Below are 18,574 nucleotides of genomic sequence, written 5' to 3'. Positions count from 1 at the left end.
GGCGGCACCGACGACGGGAAGATCACCCTCGGGTTCTCCCAGGTCGGCGCCGAAAGCGGCTGGCGCACCGCGAACACCAAATCAATCCAGGACTCCGCCAAACAAGCCGGGATCGACCTCAAGTTCTCCGACGCCCAACAAAAACAGGAAAACCAGATCAAAGCCATCCGCTCGTTCATCCAACAGAAGGTCGACATCATCGCCTTCTCCCCCGTCGTCGAGTCCGGCTGGGACACCGTCCTCAAAGAAGCCAAAGACGCCGGCATCCCCGTCATCCTCACCGACCGCGCCGTCGACTCCACCGACACCACCCTCTACAAGACCTTCATCGGCTCCGACTTCGTCGAAGAAGGCAAAAAAGCCGGCGACTGGCTCGTCAACCAGTACACCACCACCACCGACCCGGTAAACATCGTCGAACTCCAAGGCACCACCGGCTCCGCCCCCGCCAACGACCGCAAAAAAGGCTTCGGCGACGTCATCGCCACCGACCCCAAATTCAAGATCATCGCCTCCCAGACCGGCGAGTTCACCCGCGCCAAAGGCAAAGAAGTCATGGAAGCCTTCCTCAAGGCCAACCCCGACATCGACGTGCTCTACGCCCACAACGACGACATGGGCCTGGGCGCCATCGAAGCCATCGAAGGCGCCGGCAAGAAGCCCGGCACCGACATCAAAATCATCACCGTCGACGCCGTCCACGACGGCATGCAAGCCCTCGCCGACGGCAAAATCAACTTCATCGTCGAATGCTCACCCCTACTCGGCCCACAACTGATGGACCTCGTCCAAAAAGTCCACGCCGGCGAAACCGTCGAACCCCGCGTGATCACCAAAGAGACCACCTTCACCCAGGAACAAGCCAAAGCCGTCCTCCCCGAACGGCAGTACTGACGCAATCCCTGTGGCCGCCCCGCCCCAGCGCGGCGGGCGGGGCGGCCCCATCCCGAGAAGGGCAGGCAGGTGACCGAGGCCATCCTGACGATGACGGGAATCAGCAAGGAGTTCCCCGGCGTCAAGGCGCTGAGCGAGGTCGACTTCCGGCTGCTGCCGGGTGAGGTGCACGCCCTCATGGGCGAAAACGGCGCCGGCAAGTCCACGCTCATCAAGGTGCTCACCGGGGTGTACGACATCGACCAGGGCGACATCGTGCTGGACGGCGAGCCGGTGCGGTTCTCCGGTCCGCTGCAGGCCCAGCACGCCGGCGTCAGCACCGTCTACCAGGAGATCAACCTCTGCCCCAACCTCTCGGTGGCGGAAAACATCTTCATCGGGCGCGAGCCGCGGTTCCTCGGCCACATACGATGGTCCACTGTAGAGAGACGGGCGCGGGAGCTGCTGCGCCGCCTCCAGCTCGACATCGACGTGTCGGCGACGCTCGGCACGTACTCGCTCGCCGTGCAGCAGATGGTCGCGATCGCCCGGGCCATCGACATCTCCGCCAAGGTGCTGATCCTCGACGAGCCGACCTCCAGCCTGGACGCCAGCGAGGTGCAGCAGCTGTTCCGGGTGATCCGGCAGCTCAAGGAGGAGGGTATCGCGATCCTGTTCGTCACCCACTTCCTCGACCAGGTCTACGAGATCGCCGACCGGATCACCGTCCTGCGCAACGGCCGGCTCGTCGGCGAGCACCGGACCAGCGAGCTGACGCTCATCGACCTGATCGGCAAGATGATCGGCAAGGAGCTGGAGGTCCTCGAGCGCTTGGAGGACCGCCCCAAGCGGCTCGCGGAGGACGCGGTGCCGCTGGTCGACGCGCGGGAGCTGGGGCGCAAGGGCGCGGTGGCACCGTTCAGCCTGACCATCCACAAGGGAGAGGTGGTCGGGCTGGCCGGCCTGCTCGGCTCCGGCCGCACCGAGGTCGCCCGCCTGATCTACGGCGCCGACAAGGCCGACCACGGCCAGCTCACCGTCGCCGGCCGGGCGGTCACGATGCGCGGGCCGCGTACGGCGATGGCCAACGACATCGCGTTCTGCTCGGAAAACCGCCGCACGGAAGGGCTGATCGAGGAGCTGACCGTACGGGAGAACATCGTCCTCGCCATGCAGGCCACCCGCGGCTGGACCCGGCCGATCCCCCGGCGCCGCCAGGACGAGCTGGTGGACAAGTACGTCAAGGCGCTGGACATCCGCCCGCCCAACCCGGACGCGCTGGTCCGCAACCTTTCCGGCGGCAACCAGCAGAAGGTGCTGCTGGCCCGCTGGCTGATCACCGAGCCGCGGCTGCTGATCCTCGACGAGCCGACCCGCGGCATCGACATCGGCGCCAAGGCGGAGATCCAGCGCCTGGTCGCCCAGCTCTCCGACGGCGGCATGGCGGTGCTCTTCGTCTCCGCCGAGCTCGAGGAGGTGCTGCGGCTGTCCCACAAGGTCGCGGTGCTGCGCGACCGCCAGCTGATCGCCGAGCTGCCCAACGACGACTCGCTCGACGTCGACCGGGTCATGGAAACCATCGCCAGTGGAGCCAAGCCGTGAACACCCTGGTCAAACATCGCCTCTTCTGGCCGGTCACCATGCTGGTGGTCCTGCTGCTGTCCAACCTGATCTTCACGCCGGGCTTCTTCAAGGTCGAGGTGCGCGACGGCCACCTGTACGGGAGCCTGATCGACATCGTCCGGTTCGGCGCCCCGCTGATCATGGTGGCGCTCGGCATGACGCTGGTCATCGCCACCGGCGGCATCGACCTGTCGGTCGGCTCGGTGGTCGCGATCTGCGGCGCCCTCGCCTGCTGGCGGATCAGCGAGCAGGGCGACCAGAACAGCGTCACCGGCGTCCTGGTCGCCGTCGCCCTCGCGCTCGGGCTGGCGCTGCTGCTCGGCGCGTGGAACGGCCTGCTCGTCGCGGTCGTCGGCATCCAGCCGATCGTCGCCACGCTCATCCTGATGGTGGCCGGCCGTGGCCTGGCCCAGCTGATCACCGACGGTCAGATCATCACGGTCAACAGCTCGCCGTACAAGCTGATCGGTGGGGGTTATCTGTTGACCGTGCCGTTCGCGATCCTGGTCGCGCTCGCGGTCACCGCGCTCGCCGTGCTGCTCACCCGGCGCACGGCGCTCGGCATGCTGATCGAGTCGGTCGGCGGAAACGCCGAGGCCAGCCGCCTGGCCGGCATCCACTCGCGGCGGATCACCATGATGGCGTACATCGTGGCCGGTCTCTGCGCCGGCATCGCCGGCCTGATGATCAGCTCGAACGTCTCCAGCGCGGACGGCAACAACGCCGGCCTCTGGTACGAGCTCGACGCGATCCTCGCCGTCGTCATCGGGGGCACGTCGCTGGCCGGCGGGCGGTTCTCCATCGCCGGTACGGTCGTCGGCGCGCTGCTCATCCAGACGCTCACCACGACCATCTACACGACCGGCATCCCGCCGGAGACCACGCTGCTGTTCAAGGCGCTGGTCGTCACGATCGTCTGCCTCGTCCAGTCGCCCGCCTTCCGGGCCAAGGTCTTCCACGGCCGGCGACGACCACCGTCCACACCGGCCGGTCCGGCGACCGCCGCGACGGAGAAGGTGGAGGTGCCGGCATGACGACCTTCGCGGACGTGCGGTCCCGGCTCGCCCGGCCGCAGCAGCGCCGGTACCTGCCGCTCTACGCGACGCTCGCCCTGCTCGCGCTCATGTACGGCAGCGGCGTCGCGCAGTACGAGGCGTTCAGCGATCCACAGGTCGTGTTGAACGTGTTCATCGACAACGGCTTCCTGCTCGTGGTCGCGGTCGGCATGACGTTCGTGATCCTGACCGGCGGGATCGACCTGTCGGTCGGGGCGGTGGTCGCGCTCACCACGATGGTCTCGGCCACGCTCCTGCAGGAGCAGGGGTGGCCCGCGTTCACCGTGCTCCCGCTCGTGCTGCTGATCGGCGCCACGCTGGGCTTCGGCATGGGCTGCATCATCCACTACTTCGAGATCCAGCCGTTCATCGTCACGCTCGCCGGCATGTTCCTCGCCCGCGGGCTCTGCTACACGATCGGCACCTCGTCGATCACCATCGACGACCCGTTCTGGACCCGGATGGCGCAGTCGAAGGTCCGCTTCGGCGACAACTTCATCTCCCCGAGCGTGATCATCGCACTCGTCGTGGTGCTGGTCGCGGTGTACGTGCTGGCGTTCACCCGGCTCGGCCGCAACACGTACGCGATCGGCGGCAACCCCCGCTCCGCGCACCTGATGGGGCTGCCGATCGCCCGCACCCGCATCGCGGTGTACACGATCAGCGGCTTCTGCTCGGCGCTGGGCGGGGTGCTGCTCAGCTTCTACATGCTCTCCGGCAACAGCCTGCACGCGGTCGGCATGGAGCTCGACGCGATCGCGGCGGTGGTCATCGGCGGTACGCTGCTGACCGGCGGCTCAGGCTTCGTGCTCGGTACGGTGCTCGGCGTGCTCGTGCTGGGCCTGATCCAGACCCTGATCACGTTCGACGGCCGGCTCAGCTCCTGGTGGACCAAGATCGTGATCGGCGCGCTGCTGTTCGCGTTCATCCTGCTCCAGCGGCTGATCACGCCCCGCAAGCGATGACGACTCCGTTCGCTCACGGGGGCGGTCTGTGATCAAAGCTCCCTTCATGTCGTTCTAGCAGCTTGAAGGGAGCTTTGATCACAGACGGGCGGGTCGGACTCGTTACGAGACCGTGACGCCGGGATGCCGGCACTGGGCCTTGACGGCTCAGATGTGAGCGCTAACAATGTGGCTCTACCTGATCATCATGCGTGAATGTGACCTGTCCCGGAGGGGAGATGACGTGAAGAGAAGACTCCTGGCCGCTCTGGGCGGCGCCGTCCTGGCCTTGAGCCTCGCGGCCTGCGGTGGTGAGGGCGCCGGTGGGGATACCGACACGTCCGGTCAGGACCCTAAGGACCTGACGATCGGTGTGTCGATGCCGACGCAGACCTCGGAACGCTGGATCGCCGACGGCAACTCGGTGAAGGAGAAGCTGGAGGCGAAGGGGTACAAGGTCGTCCTGCAGTACGCGGGCGACGACATCCCGACCCAGTCGCAGCAGGTGGACCAGATGATCACGCAAGGCGCCGATGTGCTGGTCATCGCCGCCATCGACGGCACGGCGCTCAGCGGCCAGCTGCAGGCGGCCGCCGACAAGAAGATCCCGGTGATCGCGTACGACCGGCTGATCCGGGACAGCCAGAACGTCGACTTCTACGTCAGCTTCGACAACTTCAAGGTCGGTGTCGCCCAGGCCAACGCGCTGCTGGTCGGGCTGGGGCTCCAGACCAAGGACGGCGCGAAGGGCACGAAGACCGGGCCGTTCAACGTCGAGCTGTTCGCCGGGTCGCTGGACGACAACAACGCGCACTTCTTCTTCGACGGCGCGATGCAGACGCTCAAGCCGTTCGTCGACAACGGTTCGCTGGTGGTCAAGTCGAAGCAGACCGACATCGAGAAGGTGGCGATCCTGCGCTGGCAGCAGGAGACCGCGCAGAAGCGGATGGAGGACCTGCTGACCTCCACCTACAACGACGGCAGCAAGGTCAACGGGGTGCTGTCGCCGTACGACGGCCTGTCCCGCGGCATCATCACCGCCCTGCAGAACGCGGGGTACGGCACGGCGGCCAACCCGATGCCGGTGGTCACCGGGCAGGACGCCGAGATCGCCTCGGTCAAGCTGATCGACGACGGCGTGCAAAACTCGACGATCTTCAAGGACACCCGGCTGCTGGCCGAGCAGGCGGTCGTCGCGGCGGAGGCGTTCCTGCAGGAGAAGCAGCCGGAGGCCAACGACACCAAGACGTACAACAATGGCGTGAAGGTCGTCCCGTCGTACCTGCTGCCGGTGGTGACGGTCTACAAGGACGACATCAAGAAGGAGCTGGTCGACACCGGCTACTACACGGCCGAAGAGGTCGCCGCCGGCCAGGCGAAGTAGCCAGGCACGGCCGGGCCCGGCGGTCGGTGGCCGCCGGGCCCGGGTCACGAACGGAGGACGGATGGACGACGCCATTCTCGAGATGCGCGGGATCACCAAGAGGTTTCCCGGCGTAACCGCGCTGGAGGACGTCTCCCTGACCGTCCGGCGTGGACAGATCCACGCGATCTGCGGGGAGAACGGCGCGGGCAAGTCCACGCTGATGAAGGTGCTCTCCGGCGTCTACCCGACCGGCAGCTACGACGGCGAGATCGTCTTCGAGGGGCGGCCGGTGCACTTCGGCGGCATCCGCGACAGCGAGGCGGTCGGGATCGTCATCATCCACCAGGAGCTCGCGCTGGTGCCGTACCTGTCGATCGCGGAAAACATCTTCCTCGGCAACGAGCGGCGCGGGCGCGGCGGGTTCATCGACTGGAACCGCACCAACGCCGACGCGGCCGGGCTGCTCGCCTCGGTCGGCCTGGACGAGAACCCGGTCTCCCCGGTGATCCAGCTCGGGGTCGGCAAGCAGCAGCTGGTCGAGATAGCCAAGGCGCTGTCGAAGGAGGTGCGGCTGCTGATCCTGGACGAGCCGACCGCCGCGCTCAACGACGTCGACTCCGCGCACCTGCTCGACCTGCTGCGGCGCCTGCGCGACCGGGGCATCACCTGCATCATGATCTCCCACAAGCTCAACGAGATCACCGCGATCGCCGACTCCACGACCGTGATCCGCGACGGCCGTACCGTCGAGACGATCGACATGCGCGGCGGCGGCGTGACCCAGGAGCGGATCATCCGCGGCATGGTCGGCCGCGACCTGGACAGCTTCTACCCGGACCGGGTCTCCACCCCCGGCGAGGAGGTGCTGCGGATCGAGGACTGGACCGTGTGGCATCCGGTCCAGCACCGCAAGGTCGTCGACGGGGCGAGCCTCACCGTGCGGGCCGGCGAGGTCGTCGGCATCGCCGGGCTGATGGGCGCCGGCCGGACCGAGCTGGCGATGAGCGTGTTCGGCCGCTCGTACGGGCGGGACGTCAGCGGCCGCCTCTACATGCGCGGCCGGCCGGTCAAGGCGCGGACCGTGGCCGAGGCGATCGGCAACGGCATCGCGTACGCGACCGAGGACCGCAAGCGGTACGGCCTGAACCTCATCGCCGACGTGCGGGCCAACGTCTCCGCCGCGGCGCTCGGCAAGCTCTCCCGCGCCGGCTGGGTCAACGGCAACGAGGAGATCAAGGTCGCCGAGGAGAGCCGGCAGGACCTCAACATCAAAACGCCCACCGTGATGGACCCGGTCGGCACGCTCTCCGGCGGCAACCAGCAGAAGGTCGTGCTGTCGAAGTGGCTGTTCACCGACCCGGACGTGCTGATCCTCGACGAGCCCACCCGGGGCATCGACGTCGGCGCCAAGTTCGAGATCTACACGATCATCAACCGCCTCGTGGCGCAGGGCAAGGCGGTCATTGTGATCTCGTCCGAGTTGCCCGAGCTGCTCGGGATGTGCGACCGGATCTACACCCTCTCGGCCGGGCGGATCACCGGTGAGCTGGCGGTCGACCAGGCCACCCAGGAGACCCTCATGGCGCTCATGACGAAGGAGAAGGAGCTCGCCGGATGACCAGCCTCAAGCAGTCCCCGCCCGCGTCCTCGGGCAGCGCCCCCGCCGCGGCGCTGCACGGCGGCATCGGCGACCCGCGCACGCTCATCCTGCGCAACCTGCGCCAGAGCGGCATCTACATCGCGTTCGTCGGCATCGTGCTGCTGTTCGCCATCCTGACCGACGGCGTCCTGCTCAGCCCGGGCAACATCACCAACATCGTGCTCCAGTACTCGTACATCCTGGTGCTGGCGATCGGCATGGTCATCCTGATCATCGCCGGGCACATCGACCTCTCGGTCGGGTCGGTGGTCGCGCTCACCGGCGCGGTCTCCGCCGTGCTGGTCATCCAGCAGGGGTACCCGTGGTGGGTGGGGGTGGCCGCGGCCCTCGCGGTCGGTGTCGCGGTCGGCGCCTGGCACGGCTTCTGGGTCGCGTACGTCGGCATGCCGGCGTTCATCGTGACGCTCGCCGGCATGCTGCTCTTCCGCGGCCTCACGCTGCAGGTGCTCGACAACGTCTCGCTCTCGCCGTTCCCGTCCGAGTACCAGAAGGTCGCCAGCGGCTTTCTCAACGGCCTGATCGGCGGGCAGGGCTACGACGCGTTCACGCTGCTCATCGCGGCGATCGCGGTGATCGGGTACGCGGTGAGCGTCTTCCGCACCCGGCTGGCCCGGATCCGCTACCAGCAGTCGGTGGAGTCGTTCCCGCTCTTCGTGACCCGGGTGCTGCTGGTCGGCGCGGTCGTCATGTACTTCGCCTGGCAGCTCGCCCACGCCCGCGGCCTGCCGATCGTGCTGATCATCCTGGCCGTCCTGGTCATCGCCTACGGGCTGATGACCAAGAACACCGTCTTCGGCCGGCAGGTCTACGCGATCGGCGGCAACCTGTCGGCCGCCACCCTCTCCGGCGTCAAGGTACGCAAGGTCAACTTCTGGATCTTCGTGAACATGGGGCTGCTCGCCGGTACCGCCGGGGTCATCTACTCCTCCCGCTCCAACGGCGCGCAGCCGGCGGCGGGCAACATGTTCGAGCTCGACGCGATCGCCGCCGCGTTCATCGGCGGGGCGGCCGTCGCCGGCGGTGTCGGCACCGTCGTCGGGGCGATGGTCGGCGGTCTGATCATGGCGGTGATGAGCAACGGCATGCAGCTCATGGGCATCGACCAGTCGACGCAGTCGGTGGTGAAGGGCCTGGTGCTGCTGCTGGCGGTGGCGTTCGACATCTACAACAAGCGCCGCGCCGGGGCCACCCGCTGAGGCACGGCGCCGACGAACCGAAGGGACGGCTGTGACCGGAAACCCGTACACCGGCAAGGAAGTCTGGTTTCTGACCGGCAGCCAAGGGCTGTACGGCGAGGATGCGCTGCGCCAGGTCGCCGAGCAGTCCCAGCGGGTGGCCGCCGCCCTCGACGACGGCGGCGGCGTACCGGTCCGGATCGCCTGGCAGCCGGTGCTGACCAGCGCGGACGCGATCCGCCAGGTCATGGGGCGGGCCAACGAGGAGCCCGGGTGCATCGGCGTGATCGCCTGGATGCACACCTTCTCCCCGGCCAAGATGTGGATCTCCGGCCTGGACGCGCTCCGCAAGCCGTTGCTGCACCTGCACACCCAGGCCGAGGCCGCCCTGCCGTGGGCGACGATCGACATGGACTTCATGAACCTCAACCAGGCCGCGCACGGCGACCGCGAGTTCGGCTTCGCGCTGACCCGGCTGCGGGTGCCGCGCGCCACGGTCGCCGGGCATGCCAGCGACCCCGCCGTCGCCGCCCGGATCGGCTCGTGGGCCCGCGCCGCCGCCGGCGTGGCCGAGGCACGGTCGCTGCGCCTGGCCCGGTTCGGCGACAACATGCGGGACGTCGCGGTCACCGAGGGCGACAAGGTCGAGGCCGAGCTGCGGGTCGGTGTCTCGATCAACACCTGGGGCGTCAACGACCTCGTGCGGATCGTCGACTCGGTCAAGAGCAGCGAGGTCGACACGCTCGTCGACGAGTACCTCGACGCGTACGAGATCGCGCCCGACCTGCGCCCCGGCGGCGACCGGCACGAGAGCGTCCGCTACCAGGCCCGGGTCGAGGCGGCGCTGCGGCAGTTCCTCGGCGAGGGCGGGTTCGGCGCGTTCACCACGAACTTCGAGGACCTCGGCGGCCTGCGCCAGCTGCCCGGCCTGGCGGTGCAGCGGCTGATGGCGGCCGGGTACGGCTTCGGCGGCGAGGGCGACTGGAAGACCTCCGCGCTGCTGCGGGTGCTCAAGGTCGTCGGCGCCGGCCGGGCGGGCGGCACGTCCTTCATGGAGGACTACACGTACCACCTCGCGCCCGGCACGCCGAAGGTCCTCGGCGCGCACATGCTCGAGGTCTGCCCCACCATCTCCGGCGAACGCCCGCGGGTCGAGGTGCACCCGCTCTCCATCGGCGGCCGCGAGGACCCGGCCCGGCTCGTCTTCACCGCCGCCACCGGCCCCGGCGTGGTGGTCGGCTGGGCGGACCTCGGCGACCGCTTCCGCTGGGTGGCCAACGACATCGACCTGGTGCCGCCCGACGAGCCGCTGCCCAACCTGCCGGTCGCGCGGGCGATCTGGCAGCCCCGCCCGGACTTCGGCACCGCCACCGAGGGGTGGCTCTCGGCCGGCGGTCCACACCACACGGTGCTCTCCACCGCGGTGCACGGGGACGAGATCCAGATCCTCGCCGACCACCTCGGCATCGAGCTGGTGCACATCGACGCCGACACCACCCGCCGCGGCCTGGCCAAGGAGCTGCGCTGGAACGCCGCGTTCCACCGGCTCGCGCAGGGATTGTGAACCTGGCCTGAACCAGAGGTTGCGCAGAGGTGGCCGCATGGCCAGGATCGTGGGATGGCTGACCTTGACCGGCGTACCCTCCTCCGCGGCGGCGCCGCCGCGGGCGGTGCACTGATCGGCGGACCGTTCCTCGGGTTCGTCAACCGTTCTTCCGCTTCCGCCTCCGGTGCGCACTCCCCCTCGCCGTCGCCGGCGCTCGGGCCGGTCGCCGACCTGCGCGACGGCAAGGTGCGGCTCTGGCTGCCCGAGGGCTTCCAGTACCGTTCGTTCCACGACACCGAGTCGCCCGTCACGCTCGACGACGGCACCGCGCTGCCCGGCCGGCACGACGGCATGGGGGCCTTTCGCGGGCGCGGCGGGCGGTACGTCCTGGTCCGCAACCACGAGGTCAACAACCCCGGGCCCGCCTTCGGCGACGCCGGCCGGGCCTACGACCCGATGGCGCAGGGTGGGACCACCACGGTCGAGGTCACCCGGTACGGCGAGGTGGTGCGCGCGTACACCAGCTGCAACGGCACGATGATGAACTGCTCCGGCGGCCGGATGCCGTGGGGCAGCTGGATCACCTGCGAGGAGACGGTCAACGGGCCGGACGTGGGCCCGGACTTCACCGGCGCCTCCAACGTGCCGCTCACCCGGCCGCACGGCTTCGTCTTCGAGGTGCCGGTCGACGGGCGGGCCAGCGGCGAGCCGCTCACCGCGGCCGGCCGCTTCGCGCACGAGTCGGTCGCGTACGACCCGCGCGACGGCTACCTCTACCTGACCGAGGACAACTTCGGCTGGCCGTCCGGCTTCTACCGGTACAAGCCGCGGCGGCATCCGCGCTCCACCGGGCGGCTGGACAACCGGGGCCGGCTGCAGATGCTCAAGGTGTGCGGACGGTCCAATGTGGACCTCGCGGCCTCCGCCGACCGCCGGGTCCACAAGGTCGAGTGGGTGGACATCGACGACCCGGCGCCCACCTTCCCGTACACGCCCGGGCAGCCGGCCCCGACCGCCAACGACACCGCGCTCACCCACGTGGCGCGGCAGGGATGGGCGCGGGGCGCGGCGTACTTCTCCCGGCTCGAAGGCTCGGCGTACGACGACGGCGTCGTCTACTTCACCTCGACGCAGGGCGGCGGGCCGGCGGAGACGTCGCTCGGCCCGATCGCCGACGGGTACGGCAACGGCAGCGGGCAGATCTGGGCGTACCACACCCGCTCGGCCACGCTCCAGCTGCTGTACGAGTCGCCCGGCCCGGACGTGCTCGACTTCCCCGACAACGTGACCACCAGTCCGCGCGGGACGCTGGTCGTCTGCGAGGACAACGTCGAGGACAACTACCTGCGCGGCCTCACCCGCGGCGGGCACCTCTTCGACATCGCCCTCAACCGGCTCACCAGCGGCACCGGGGCCGACCGGTCGAACGACGAGTTCGCCGGCTCCACGTTCAGCCCGGACGGCCACACCCTCTTCGTGAACATCCAGGCCAGCCGCGGCATGACGTTCGCCATCTGGGGGCCGTGGCGCCGGATCGGCGTGTAGGTCCGCTCTACCGCTCGTCGTCCATGTCGCCGACGGCCTCGGCCAACGGTTCGACCGGGTCGTCGGCGGGCACGGAGATGCTCTCGGCCGTGTCCTCGAGGTCTTCCAGGCGCGGGTCCGGCACCGTGCCCTCACCGGCGTAGCCGTACGGGTTCGGCTCTTGCGCTGTACCACTCACGCCGCGCGGATACCCCTCGCCGCAGCCGGTATGCACGGCGCCGCCTGGGGCCGTTCGGGCCCGGCTTTCGCATTTCCACGGCCCGGGCCGACCGCCTGGGGCGTTCGCGCCCGGCTTTCGGGTTTCCGCGGCCGGTCGGACGAATCGGATCGGCGGTGGCGGGTAGCCAACCCGGAAGCGACGACGAGGAAAGGAACGCAGGATGGCTCGGCAGCAGGAGCGGACCGAAATCCGCACGGGTCCGCAGACATCGCGCTCGCTGCGGTACGCGCAGCAGATCACGTCGACCGACGACCAGCCGGAGCGGCCCGGACGGAGCCTGGTCACCGCGGACCACGAGGTGATCCAGCGGTGGGCGGACCGCCGCGACGCCGCGCCGGCGACGATCACCGGGACCGAACACGACGGCGTGGCCGGGGTGCTGACGTTCGACTTTCCGCTGGGCGACAGCGGCGAGCGGCTGCGCCGGATCAGCTGGGACGACTGGTTTCGCAGCTTCGACGAGCGAAACCTGAACTTCATGTACCAGGAGGAACGCAGCGACGGCCGGCAGAGCAACTTCTTCCGCCTGGAGAACCCCGGCCGCGAGGACGCCTGACCCGTGGCCGGGCGGCCACGGATCCTGCTCTACACCAGCGTCGACGCGGTCGGCGGAGCGGAGGTCGCGCTCGGCAACCTCGTCGGCGGGCTCGGCGGCGCCTACGACGTGCACGTCGCCGGCACCGACGAACCGGTGGTGCGGTGGGTGGCCGGGCACCGCCCCGGCGTGCCGTACCACGTCACCGGCGGCGGACCCCTGGCGCACGCCCGCCTGCTGCGCCGGGTGCGCCCCGACCTCGTGCAGGCCAACCTCGAGGTGCCGTGGGCGGCACCCACCATGCTCGGCACCGCGCTCGCGCTGCGGGGTCCGCGGGTGGTCGCCGTGCAGCACATGGCCGCGCGCACCGTCGACCTGCCGCTGCTGCTGCGAACGCGGGCACTCGCGCTGCGGCTGGACGCGAACGTCGCGGTCAGCGCCGACGGCGCGCGGCGGGTCGAAAACTTCTACGCCCTGGGCCGCGACTCGGTCCACGTGATCCACAACGGAGTCCCGGTGCCGGGCCAGCCGGTGGCTTCGGGCGGACACGTTCCCGGCCGGCCGATCGCCCGCGGCGGACGCGTTCCCGGGCCCGGCACTCCCGTGGGGCGCGCGGCGGGTGAGATCGTCGTGGGTTGTGTGGGCCGGCTCGACGCGGTCAAGGGTCAGGATGTGCTGATCGACGCGCTCCCCCGGCTCCCCGGTGTGCGGGTCCGCCTGGTCGGATCGGGCGCGCGGGAGGCGGCGCTGCGGTCCCAGGCCGCCCGGCTCGGCGTCGCGGACCGGGTGGAGCTGACCGGCTGGACCGACCGGGTCGCCGACCAGCTCCACGACATGGACGTCTACTGCCAGCCGTCCCGCTACGAGACGCTCGGGTTGGCCCTCATCGAGGCGATGGGCGCCGGCCTGCCCTGCGTGGCCAGCGCCACCGGCGGGGTGCCCGAACTCCTCGACGCCGGCCGCTGCGGCCGCCTGGTGCCGGCCGGTGACGCCGCCGCGCTCGCCGAGGCGATCGGCCGCCTCGCCACCGACCCGGCCGCCCGGCAAGCCCTGGGCCGGCAGGCCCGGGAACGGACGCTCGCCGCGTTCACCGCCGAGCGGATGGCGGCCCGCTACGAGTCGCTCTGGGCCCACGTGCTCGCCGCTCCCCCGGCCCGGCGGCTGCGCCCGCGTCCACCCAAGCCCTGACCGGGCCCGGTCCCGGCCTCTCGCGGAGACCACCACTCCTTCCCGGAAGGCTCGCTCCCCACCCCTCGTCCGCGGGTGGAGCATTGACGGGCGTCGTCCTCTGGCCTAGCCTCAGCGGAAAGAAGGAAAACGCTTTCTTCCGGAGGTGTATGGACGAACCGCCCCGGTCGACCCGCGTGGACGGCTCGCTCCGTCCCCGGCTCTCCGCTCGTTGACCTGGGCACTCTTGCGCACTCCAGACCGGCAAGAGTTCCCGTTGGAAGGTCACGACACATGTCAGTTCGAGCAATCAGCAGATGGCGTGGCGGCATCATCGTCGGGGCGGCCGCCGCCGCGTTGGTCGTCGCCGGTGTCGGCGGCGCGCACCTGGCCGCGGCCGACGCGCCACCGGCGACCGGCGAGGTGACGCTCACCGAGACCATGGCGGTCAGCGGCACGTTCGACGGCACCAACCGCCGCTTCGTCGGCGGCGGCGACCTGGGCGGCGGTGACCAGGACGAGGGGCAGGACCCGCTGTTCCGCCTCGCCGACGGCGCCACCCTCGAAAACGTCATCATCGGCGCCCCCGCCGCGGACGGCGTGCACTGCCAGGGCACCTGTACGCTGCGCAACGTCTTCTGGGAGGACGTGGGCGAGGACGCCGCCACGTTCCGGGGGACCGGCGCGACCGTGGTCGTCGAGGGCGGCGGGGCGAGCAAGGCCGAGGACAAGGTCTTCCAGGACAACCGGGGCGCGGGTGGCTCGGTCACGATCCGCGACTTCGAGGTGGAGGACTTCGGCAAGCTGTACCGCTCCTGCGGCAACTGCTCCACCCAGGCCCGCCGCGACGTGGTCCTGAGCGGCATCACCGCGACCGCGCCCGGCGACGTCCTGGTCGGCATCAACGTCAACTTCGGTGACACCGCGCGCCTGTCCGGTATCACCATCGACGGCGGCGACATCGGGCTCTGCGACCTCTTCGAGGGCAACGACACCGGCGACGAGCCGGAGAAGATCGGCGAAGGTCCGGACGGCACCAACTGCGTCGTGTCGTAGGTAGTCGTGTCGTAGATACCAGCGGGGTGGGCTCGCCGCGGGCGGGCCCACCCCGCTACGTCAGGCGGACCGAGAGGCCCTTGCCGCCGAACTCGTCGCATACGAATGCGGGCTCCGACCCGGTGCTCGACACCTCGTCGTACGAGTAGCCGATGTCGGCGAACTCGCGGATCGCGCCGTCGCCGACCCGCCCGGTCACCAGCCAGCGGGCGAACGCGCCGCGTGCGATCTTCGCGTGCACGACCACGAACTTCGCCTGGCCGGACGCCGGGTCCCGGGTCAGGAACCGCGGCGTGACCACCCGCGCGGCGTCGACGTGCGGCAGGACGGTCCGGCTGTACTCGTTGGCCGCCAGGTTGACGATCCGCCCCTTCGCCGGCAACTGCTCGGCGATCGCGGTGCCCCAGAACCGGTAGAGGTTCGCGTACGGCCCGGGCGGGAGGCGGTAGCCCATCTCGAGGCGGTACGGGCTGATGCCGTCGAACGGGCGCAGGATCCCGTAGAGGCCGGACAGGACGCGCAGGTGCCTGTCCGCGTACGCGCGGTCGGCCGCCGTGAACGTGTCGACCCGCAGCCCGCTGTAGATGTCGCCGACGAAGGTGGCGGCGGCCGGCGCCTGGCGGTCGGGCTTGGTGCTCCACTCCGCGTAGAGGTCGCGGACCTTGTCGGCGAGGTCGCCGGAGACCTTCATGAACCGGGCCAGCTCCGCCGGCGACAGCGTCCGCAGGTACGCGACGAGCTCCTCGGCCCGGTCGAGCAGCGCCGGCGTGCCGGTGGGCGGGGGCCCGGACGTGGGCGGGCGCATGGTCTTGGAGCTGTGCATCAAAATGATCATGTGTTCGGCGATACCTCCGGATCATCGCCATTATGCCGCCGCGCACCGCCCCCGCCCGTCCGGCGTGGACGGCGCGCCAGGGCGGCACCTGCCGTCCGCCCGGCGCGGCCAGCGGCTCACCGTCGGCGGTGCGGCGGTGACGGCCACGGCCGCGCTGGGCGGCGGCTGGTGGTGGGTCTCCGGCTGAGACCGGAGCGGGCGGCGACCGCCCGTGACTCAGACCGCGATCAGCGCGGCGATCAGGCCGTACTCGATGGCGGTCGCGGCGGTGGCGAGCATCTGCGCGCCGCCGGAGACGGCGGCGACCAGCGCCGCCCCGGCCAGGGCGGTGGAGGCGACGGCGAACCGGCGCAGCCGTAGGCGTGCGGACATGGGTGACTCCTTCCAGAGGGCCTGCCGACAGGCTAGGAGCCGGATCCGCCGCTGTCCTGAGTAATCGGGGTGCCTCATTGGGCTGCCGGTGAAAGCCGCGGGTGAGGCCTTCGCCGCCGCGCTGGCCGACCTCGTCGGCGCAGACGCCGGGTCGCCCGGGTCGCCGTTCAGCGCACGTGGTGACGCGACGCGGCGGTCCACCCAGCCGACCACGACGCCAGCGGCGGCACAGCGGGGACCGGCGGCCCGCGAGCCACCGAGCCGAGCAGGGCGCCGCGCGCGGGACCGGCGGGACGGCGTGGGCGGGTCTGTCCGGACGTCGGATCCGGATGCCGCGCCCGGCCCCTATCGTTCCGGATCATGAGCGACCCGCTGCCGCCGGTGGCCCGCGCCGTGCGGCGGGTACGGCTGTTTCGCCTCGCTGCCGGCGTCCTGGTGGCACTCGTCGGGCTGGTCGCGCTGGTCGTGGGCGGCGTCTTCACCGCGAGCCAGACGTGGCCGTCGGCGACCGGCACGGTCGGTGCCTGCACCACCGTCTCCACCAGCACCGGCACCGGCACGCGCACGTACCGGCACCGGTGTGAGGTGTCCTGGATGGACGGTGCCCGCCGCCGCACCGCGCACGTCGACCTCGACGGCGACCAGGCGTTCCCCGGCTCGGCCGTGGCCCTGCGGTATCGCGGCGACACCGCCGTGGTGGAGACCTCGCCCTGGGTCGGCCCGGTGACCGGCGGCGTCGGGCTGGTCCTGGTCGCGGCGGGCGCGTTCGTCCTGGTCCGCGCCCGCCGCCACCGGCGGTGACCACAAGAGCGGCGCGCGCCCCGGCGGCGGGTCACAGAAGCGGCGCCAACGCCGGGCCGAGGCCACAAAAGGCGGCGCGGGCTCAGTCCAGGTCGGCGGCGCGGTCGATCAGCGCGGTGAGGTCGCGCACCGCGGGGTCGCCGGTCTCCCCGGCGGCCCGGCCGGCCACCGCCGCGAGCGAGTCCAGCGGTACCGCGCCGGCGCCGCGCAGCGCCTCGGCGAAGAAGCCGGCGGCGTAGCACATCCGCAGCCGCGGGCCGGCGGCGTCGAAGCGGCCACCGAGGTCGGCCACCGTCAGCGACTCGTACGCCTCGGCCGCGTCCCGGGAGACCGGGTCGAGCCAGCGCGCCCGCACCTGGGCCGCCCGCGCGTCGCCGGGCGCCTCGCCGGTGAGCCGCACCTCGTACAGCGCGGTCACGCTGTGGCCCGGCCCCACCTCGCCGCCGTCGACCCGGTCGTCGCGGAAGTCCTCGTCGGCGACGGCCCGGTTCTCGTACCCGATCAGCCGGTACGACCGCACCACCGCCGGATCGAAGGTGACCTGGACCTTGGCGTCCAGCGCGCGTACGGCGAGCGTGGCGGGCAACCGGTGGACGAAGACGTCGCGGGCCTGCTCCCGCTCGCCGACGTACACGACGAAGCCGTCGCCGCGGTCGGCCAGCCGCTCCATGAGCGCGTCGCCGTACTCGCTGCCCACGCCGACCCCGAGCAGCGCGATCTGCTTGCCGGCCTCCTCGCTGACCCGCTCCAGGATCCCGTCGGCGTCGGTGTCGCCGGTGTTGGCCAGCCCGTCGGAGAGCACGATCACCCGGTTGGTCCGGCCCGGGCGGAAGCCCTCGCGCGCCACCCGGTATCCGAGGACCAGCCCGGCCTCCAGGTTGGTGCTGCTCCGCGTGCGCAGCGCGTCGACCGCCTCGTGCAGGGCGCGGGCGTCGGCGACCGGGGTCATCCCGGTGACCACCTCCGCCTCGCCGCTGAACGCCACGATCGCCACCGAGTCGGTCGGGCGCAGCGCGTCGACCAGCGTGTGCAGCGAGTCCTGTACCAGGTCGAGCCGGCCGGGCTCGCCCATCGAGCCGGAGACGTCGACCACGAACGTCAGGGCGGCGTCCGGGCGGGTCTCGGCGTCCTCGCCGCGCGTGCGCAGCCCCACCCGCATCAGCCGGCTGTCCGGGCCGGCCTCGTGAAACTCCGGCAGCCGGGCGCCGTCGAGACGCACCGCGAACCCGTCGCCGCTCGGCTCGGGATAGTCCTGGTCGAAGGCGTTGACGAACTCCTCCGGCCGGATCAGGTCGGCCTCCGGCCTGCGCCCGTCGGTGATGAGGCGGCGGGCGTACCCGTACGACGCGGTGTCGACGTCGAGCGCGAAGGTCGACTGTGGATCGTCCTCGGCCGCCGTCTCGTCGCCGCGCTCCCGGCCCTCGGTGGCCGGCCGGGGCCGGTCCGGCAGCGGCTCCCGCGCACCGGCGTCGCTGCTGCTGCCACCACCGCCCGACCCGCACGCCGGCGTGCCGAGCACCGCCGCCAGCCCCACGACCAGCGCATACCGTCGAAACCTGACCATCGTGTCCCTCCCCGTGCGGGTACCTGATGGCCATTTGGACAGACCGGCGGGCCCGTGGGATCCGGCCGTGGCCAAGCCGAGACCTAAGCGTGAGCCTCGTGACCGGCTCGTGCGAAACCCGTGACCGCGCGGTGGTTGCGGCCGAGACGGACGTGCGCGGTCCGCGTCCGCCGGAGGCGACCGGGGAACCGTGACCCGACGCGAAGGGTGACGTGGCGGGAGCGACGGTCCGGACCA

Annotated in this window: 18 protein-coding genes; 14 read left to right on the top strand and 4 right to left on the bottom strand. The window is 70.9% G+C overall.

Going from position 1 to position 18,574, the window contains the following annotated elements:
- The 9 genes from RB614_RS06310 to RB614_RS06270 form a co-directional block, all read left to right on the top strand.
- On the top strand, positions 1-894 hold an 894-nt coding region (locus RB614_RS06310; RefSeq protein WP_308711405.1), incomplete at its 5' end, for an ABC transporter substrate-binding protein.
- 90 nt (positions 895-984) lie between these two features.
- Positions 985-2,475 carry a sugar ABC transporter ATP-binding protein gene (locus tag RB614_RS06305; protein WP_308711414.1) on the top strand — a complete coding sequence of 497 codons (1,491 nt, stop codon included), beginning with the start codon at positions 985-987 and terminating at the stop codon, positions 2,473-2,475.
- A 38-nt stretch (positions 2,476-2,513) separates the two neighbouring features.
- On the top strand, positions 2,514-3,530 hold the full coding sequence (locus RB614_RS06300; RefSeq protein ID WP_308711413.1) for an ABC transporter permease: 1,017 nt from the start codon (positions 2,514-2,516) through the stop codon (positions 3,528-3,530).
- On the top strand, positions 3,527-4,516 hold the full coding sequence (gene yjfF, locus RB614_RS06295; protein ID WP_308711404.1) for a galactofuranose ABC transporter, permease protein YjfF: 990 nt from the start codon (positions 3,527-3,529) through the stop codon (positions 4,514-4,516). The genes RB614_RS06300 and yjfF overlap by 4 nt, the downstream gene beginning before the upstream one ends.
- Before the next feature lie 223 nt (positions 4,517-4,739).
- On the top strand, positions 4,740-5,879 hold the full coding sequence (gene chvE / locus RB614_RS06290) for a multiple monosaccharide ABC transporter substrate-binding protein (protein ID WP_308711403.1): 1,140 nt from the start codon (positions 4,740-4,742) through the stop codon (positions 5,877-5,879).
- A 61-nt stretch (positions 5,880-5,940) separates the two neighbouring features.
- Positions 5,941-7,479, top strand: a complete 1,539-nt coding sequence (gene mmsA, locus RB614_RS06285; protein WP_308711402.1) for a multiple monosaccharide ABC transporter ATP-binding protein — start codon at positions 5,941-5,943, stop codon at positions 7,477-7,479.
- On the top strand, positions 7,476-8,717 hold the full coding sequence (mmsB, locus tag RB614_RS06280; RefSeq protein ID WP_308711401.1) for a multiple monosaccharide ABC transporter permease: 1,242 nt from the start codon (positions 7,476-7,478) through the stop codon (positions 8,715-8,717). Before mmsA ends, mmsB begins: the two co-directional genes overlap by 4 nt.
- 31 nt (positions 8,718-8,748) lie before the next feature.
- A complete protein-coding gene (gene araA / locus RB614_RS06275; RefSeq protein ID WP_308711400.1) occupies positions 8,749-10,260 on the top strand; it encodes an L-arabinose isomerase in 1,512 nt (503 codons plus the stop codon).
- 54 nt (positions 10,261-10,314) lie between these two features.
- The gene (locus RB614_RS06270; protein ID WP_308711399.1) at positions 10,315-11,787 is read left to right on the top strand and encodes a PhoX family protein; all 1,473 of its coding nucleotides are present in this window, start codon (positions 10,315-10,317) and stop codon (positions 11,785-11,787) included.
- 7 nt (positions 11,788-11,794) lie between these two features.
- Here the strand turns inward: RB614_RS06270 and RB614_RS06265 are convergent, their stop codons facing one another.
- Positions 11,795-11,965, bottom strand: a complete 171-nt coding sequence (locus RB614_RS06265; protein ID WP_308711398.1) for a hypothetical protein — start codon at positions 11,963-11,965, stop codon at positions 11,795-11,797.
- A 202-nt stretch (positions 11,966-12,167) separates the two neighbouring features.
- Between RB614_RS06265 and RB614_RS06260 the strand changes: the two genes are divergently transcribed.
- From RB614_RS06260 to RB614_RS06250, 3 genes are all read left to right on the top strand, one after another.
- Positions 12,168-12,563: a hypothetical protein gene (locus RB614_RS06260; RefSeq protein ID WP_428982925.1), complete on the top strand. Its 396-nt coding sequence runs from the start codon at positions 12,168-12,170 to the stop codon at positions 12,561-12,563.
- A 3-nt stretch (positions 12,564-12,566) separates the two neighbouring features.
- The gene (locus tag RB614_RS06255) at positions 12,567-13,730 is read left to right on the top strand and encodes a glycosyltransferase family 4 protein (RefSeq protein ID WP_308711397.1); all 1,164 of its coding nucleotides are present in this window, start codon (positions 12,567-12,569) and stop codon (positions 13,728-13,730) included.
- A gap of 273 nt (positions 13,731-14,003) precedes the next feature.
- The gene (locus RB614_RS06250) at positions 14,004-14,765 is read left to right on the top strand and encodes a pectate lyase (RefSeq protein WP_308711396.1); all 762 of its coding nucleotides are present in this window, start codon (positions 14,004-14,006) and stop codon (positions 14,763-14,765) included.
- Positions 14,766-14,820: 55 nt separating this feature from the next.
- Here RB614_RS06250 and RB614_RS06245 read toward each other — a convergent pair whose 3' ends face one another.
- A complete protein-coding gene (locus tag RB614_RS06245; RefSeq protein ID WP_308711395.1) occupies positions 14,821-15,600 on the bottom strand; it encodes a YaaA family protein in 780 nt (259 codons plus the stop codon).
- A gap of 64 nt (positions 15,601-15,664) precedes the next feature.
- Here RB614_RS06245 and RB614_RS06240 point away from each other — a divergent pair, with 64 nt between their 5' ends.
- Positions 15,665-15,787 carry a hypothetical protein gene (locus tag RB614_RS06240; protein ID WP_308711394.1) on the top strand — a complete coding sequence of 41 codons (123 nt, stop codon included), beginning with the start codon at positions 15,665-15,667 and terminating at the stop codon, positions 15,785-15,787.
- A gap of 29 nt (positions 15,788-15,816) precedes the next feature.
- Here RB614_RS06240 and RB614_RS06235 read toward each other — a convergent pair whose 3' ends face one another.
- Positions 15,817-15,972: a hypothetical protein gene (locus RB614_RS06235; RefSeq protein ID WP_308711393.1), complete on the bottom strand. Its 156-nt coding sequence runs from the start codon at positions 15,970-15,972 to the stop codon at positions 15,817-15,819.
- A 360-nt stretch (positions 15,973-16,332) separates the two neighbouring features.
- Between RB614_RS06235 and RB614_RS06230 the strand changes: the two genes are divergently transcribed.
- Positions 16,333-16,773 (top strand): DUF3592 domain-containing protein, encoded by a 441-nt coding sequence (locus tag RB614_RS06230; protein WP_308711392.1) that lies wholly within the window; start codon positions 16,333-16,335, stop codon positions 16,771-16,773.
- Between the two features lie 82 nt (positions 16,774-16,855).
- Here the strand turns inward: RB614_RS06230 and RB614_RS06225 are convergent, their stop codons facing one another.
- Positions 16,856-18,337 (bottom strand): vWA domain-containing protein, encoded by a 1,482-nt coding sequence (locus RB614_RS06225; RefSeq protein WP_308711391.1) that lies wholly within the window; start codon positions 18,335-18,337, stop codon positions 16,856-16,858.
- Positions 18,338-18,574: the final 237 nt, after the last annotated feature.

Origin of the sequence: Phytohabitans maris (assembly GCF_031085175.1) — a bacterium.
Classification (GTDB): domain Bacteria; phylum Actinomycetota; class Actinomycetes; order Mycobacteriales; family Micromonosporaceae; genus Phytohabitans; species Phytohabitans maris.
Note: the sequence above shows the minus strand (reverse complement) of the source record. Positions and strands in the feature narration are given on the sequence as shown.

Bases quoted from the DNA above. Each gene is read 5' to 3' on its own strand.
- RB614_RS06305 (WP_308711414.1), top strand. From the start codon at position 985: ATGACGGGAATCAGCAAGGAGTTCCCCGGCGTCAAGGCGCTGAGCGAG.
- RB614_RS06300 (WP_308711413.1), top strand. From the start codon at position 2,514: ATGCTGGTGGTCCTGCTGCTGTCCAACCTGATCTTCACGCCGGGCTTC.
- yjfF (WP_308711404.1), top strand. From the start codon at position 3,527: ATGACGACCTTCGCGGACGTGCGGTCCCGGCTCGCCCGGCCGCAGCAG.
- mmsA (WP_308711402.1), top strand. From the start codon at position 5,941: ATGGACGACGCCATTCTCGAGATGCGCGGGATCACCAAGAGGTTTCCC.
- mmsB (WP_308711401.1), top strand. From the start codon at position 7,476: ATGACCAGCCTCAAGCAGTCCCCGCCCGCGTCCTCGGGCAGCGCCCCC.
- RB614_RS06270 (WP_308711399.1), top strand. From the start codon at position 10,315: ATGGCTGACCTTGACCGGCGTACCCTCCTCCGCGGCGGCGCCGCCGCG.
- RB614_RS06260 (WP_428982925.1), top strand. From the start codon at position 12,168: ATGGCTCGGCAGCAGGAGCGGACCGAAATCCGCACGGGTCCGCAGACA.
- RB614_RS06250 (WP_308711396.1), top strand. From the start codon at position 14,004: ATGTCAGTTCGAGCAATCAGCAGATGGCGTGGCGGCATCATCGTCGGG.
- RB614_RS06245 (WP_308711395.1), bottom strand. From the start codon at position 15,600: ATGATCATTTTGATGCACAGCTCCAAGACCATGCGCCCGCCCACGTCC.
- RB614_RS06235 (WP_308711393.1), bottom strand. From the start codon at position 15,972: ATGTCCGCACGCCTACGGCTGCGCCGGTTCGCCGTCGCCTCCACCGCC.
- RB614_RS06230 (WP_308711392.1), top strand. From the start codon at position 16,333: ATGAGCGACCCGCTGCCGCCGGTGGCCCGCGCCGTGCGGCGGGTACGG.
- RB614_RS06225 (WP_308711391.1), bottom strand. From the start codon at position 18,337: ATGGTCAGGTTTCGACGGTATGCGCTGGTCGTGGGGCTGGCGGCGGTG.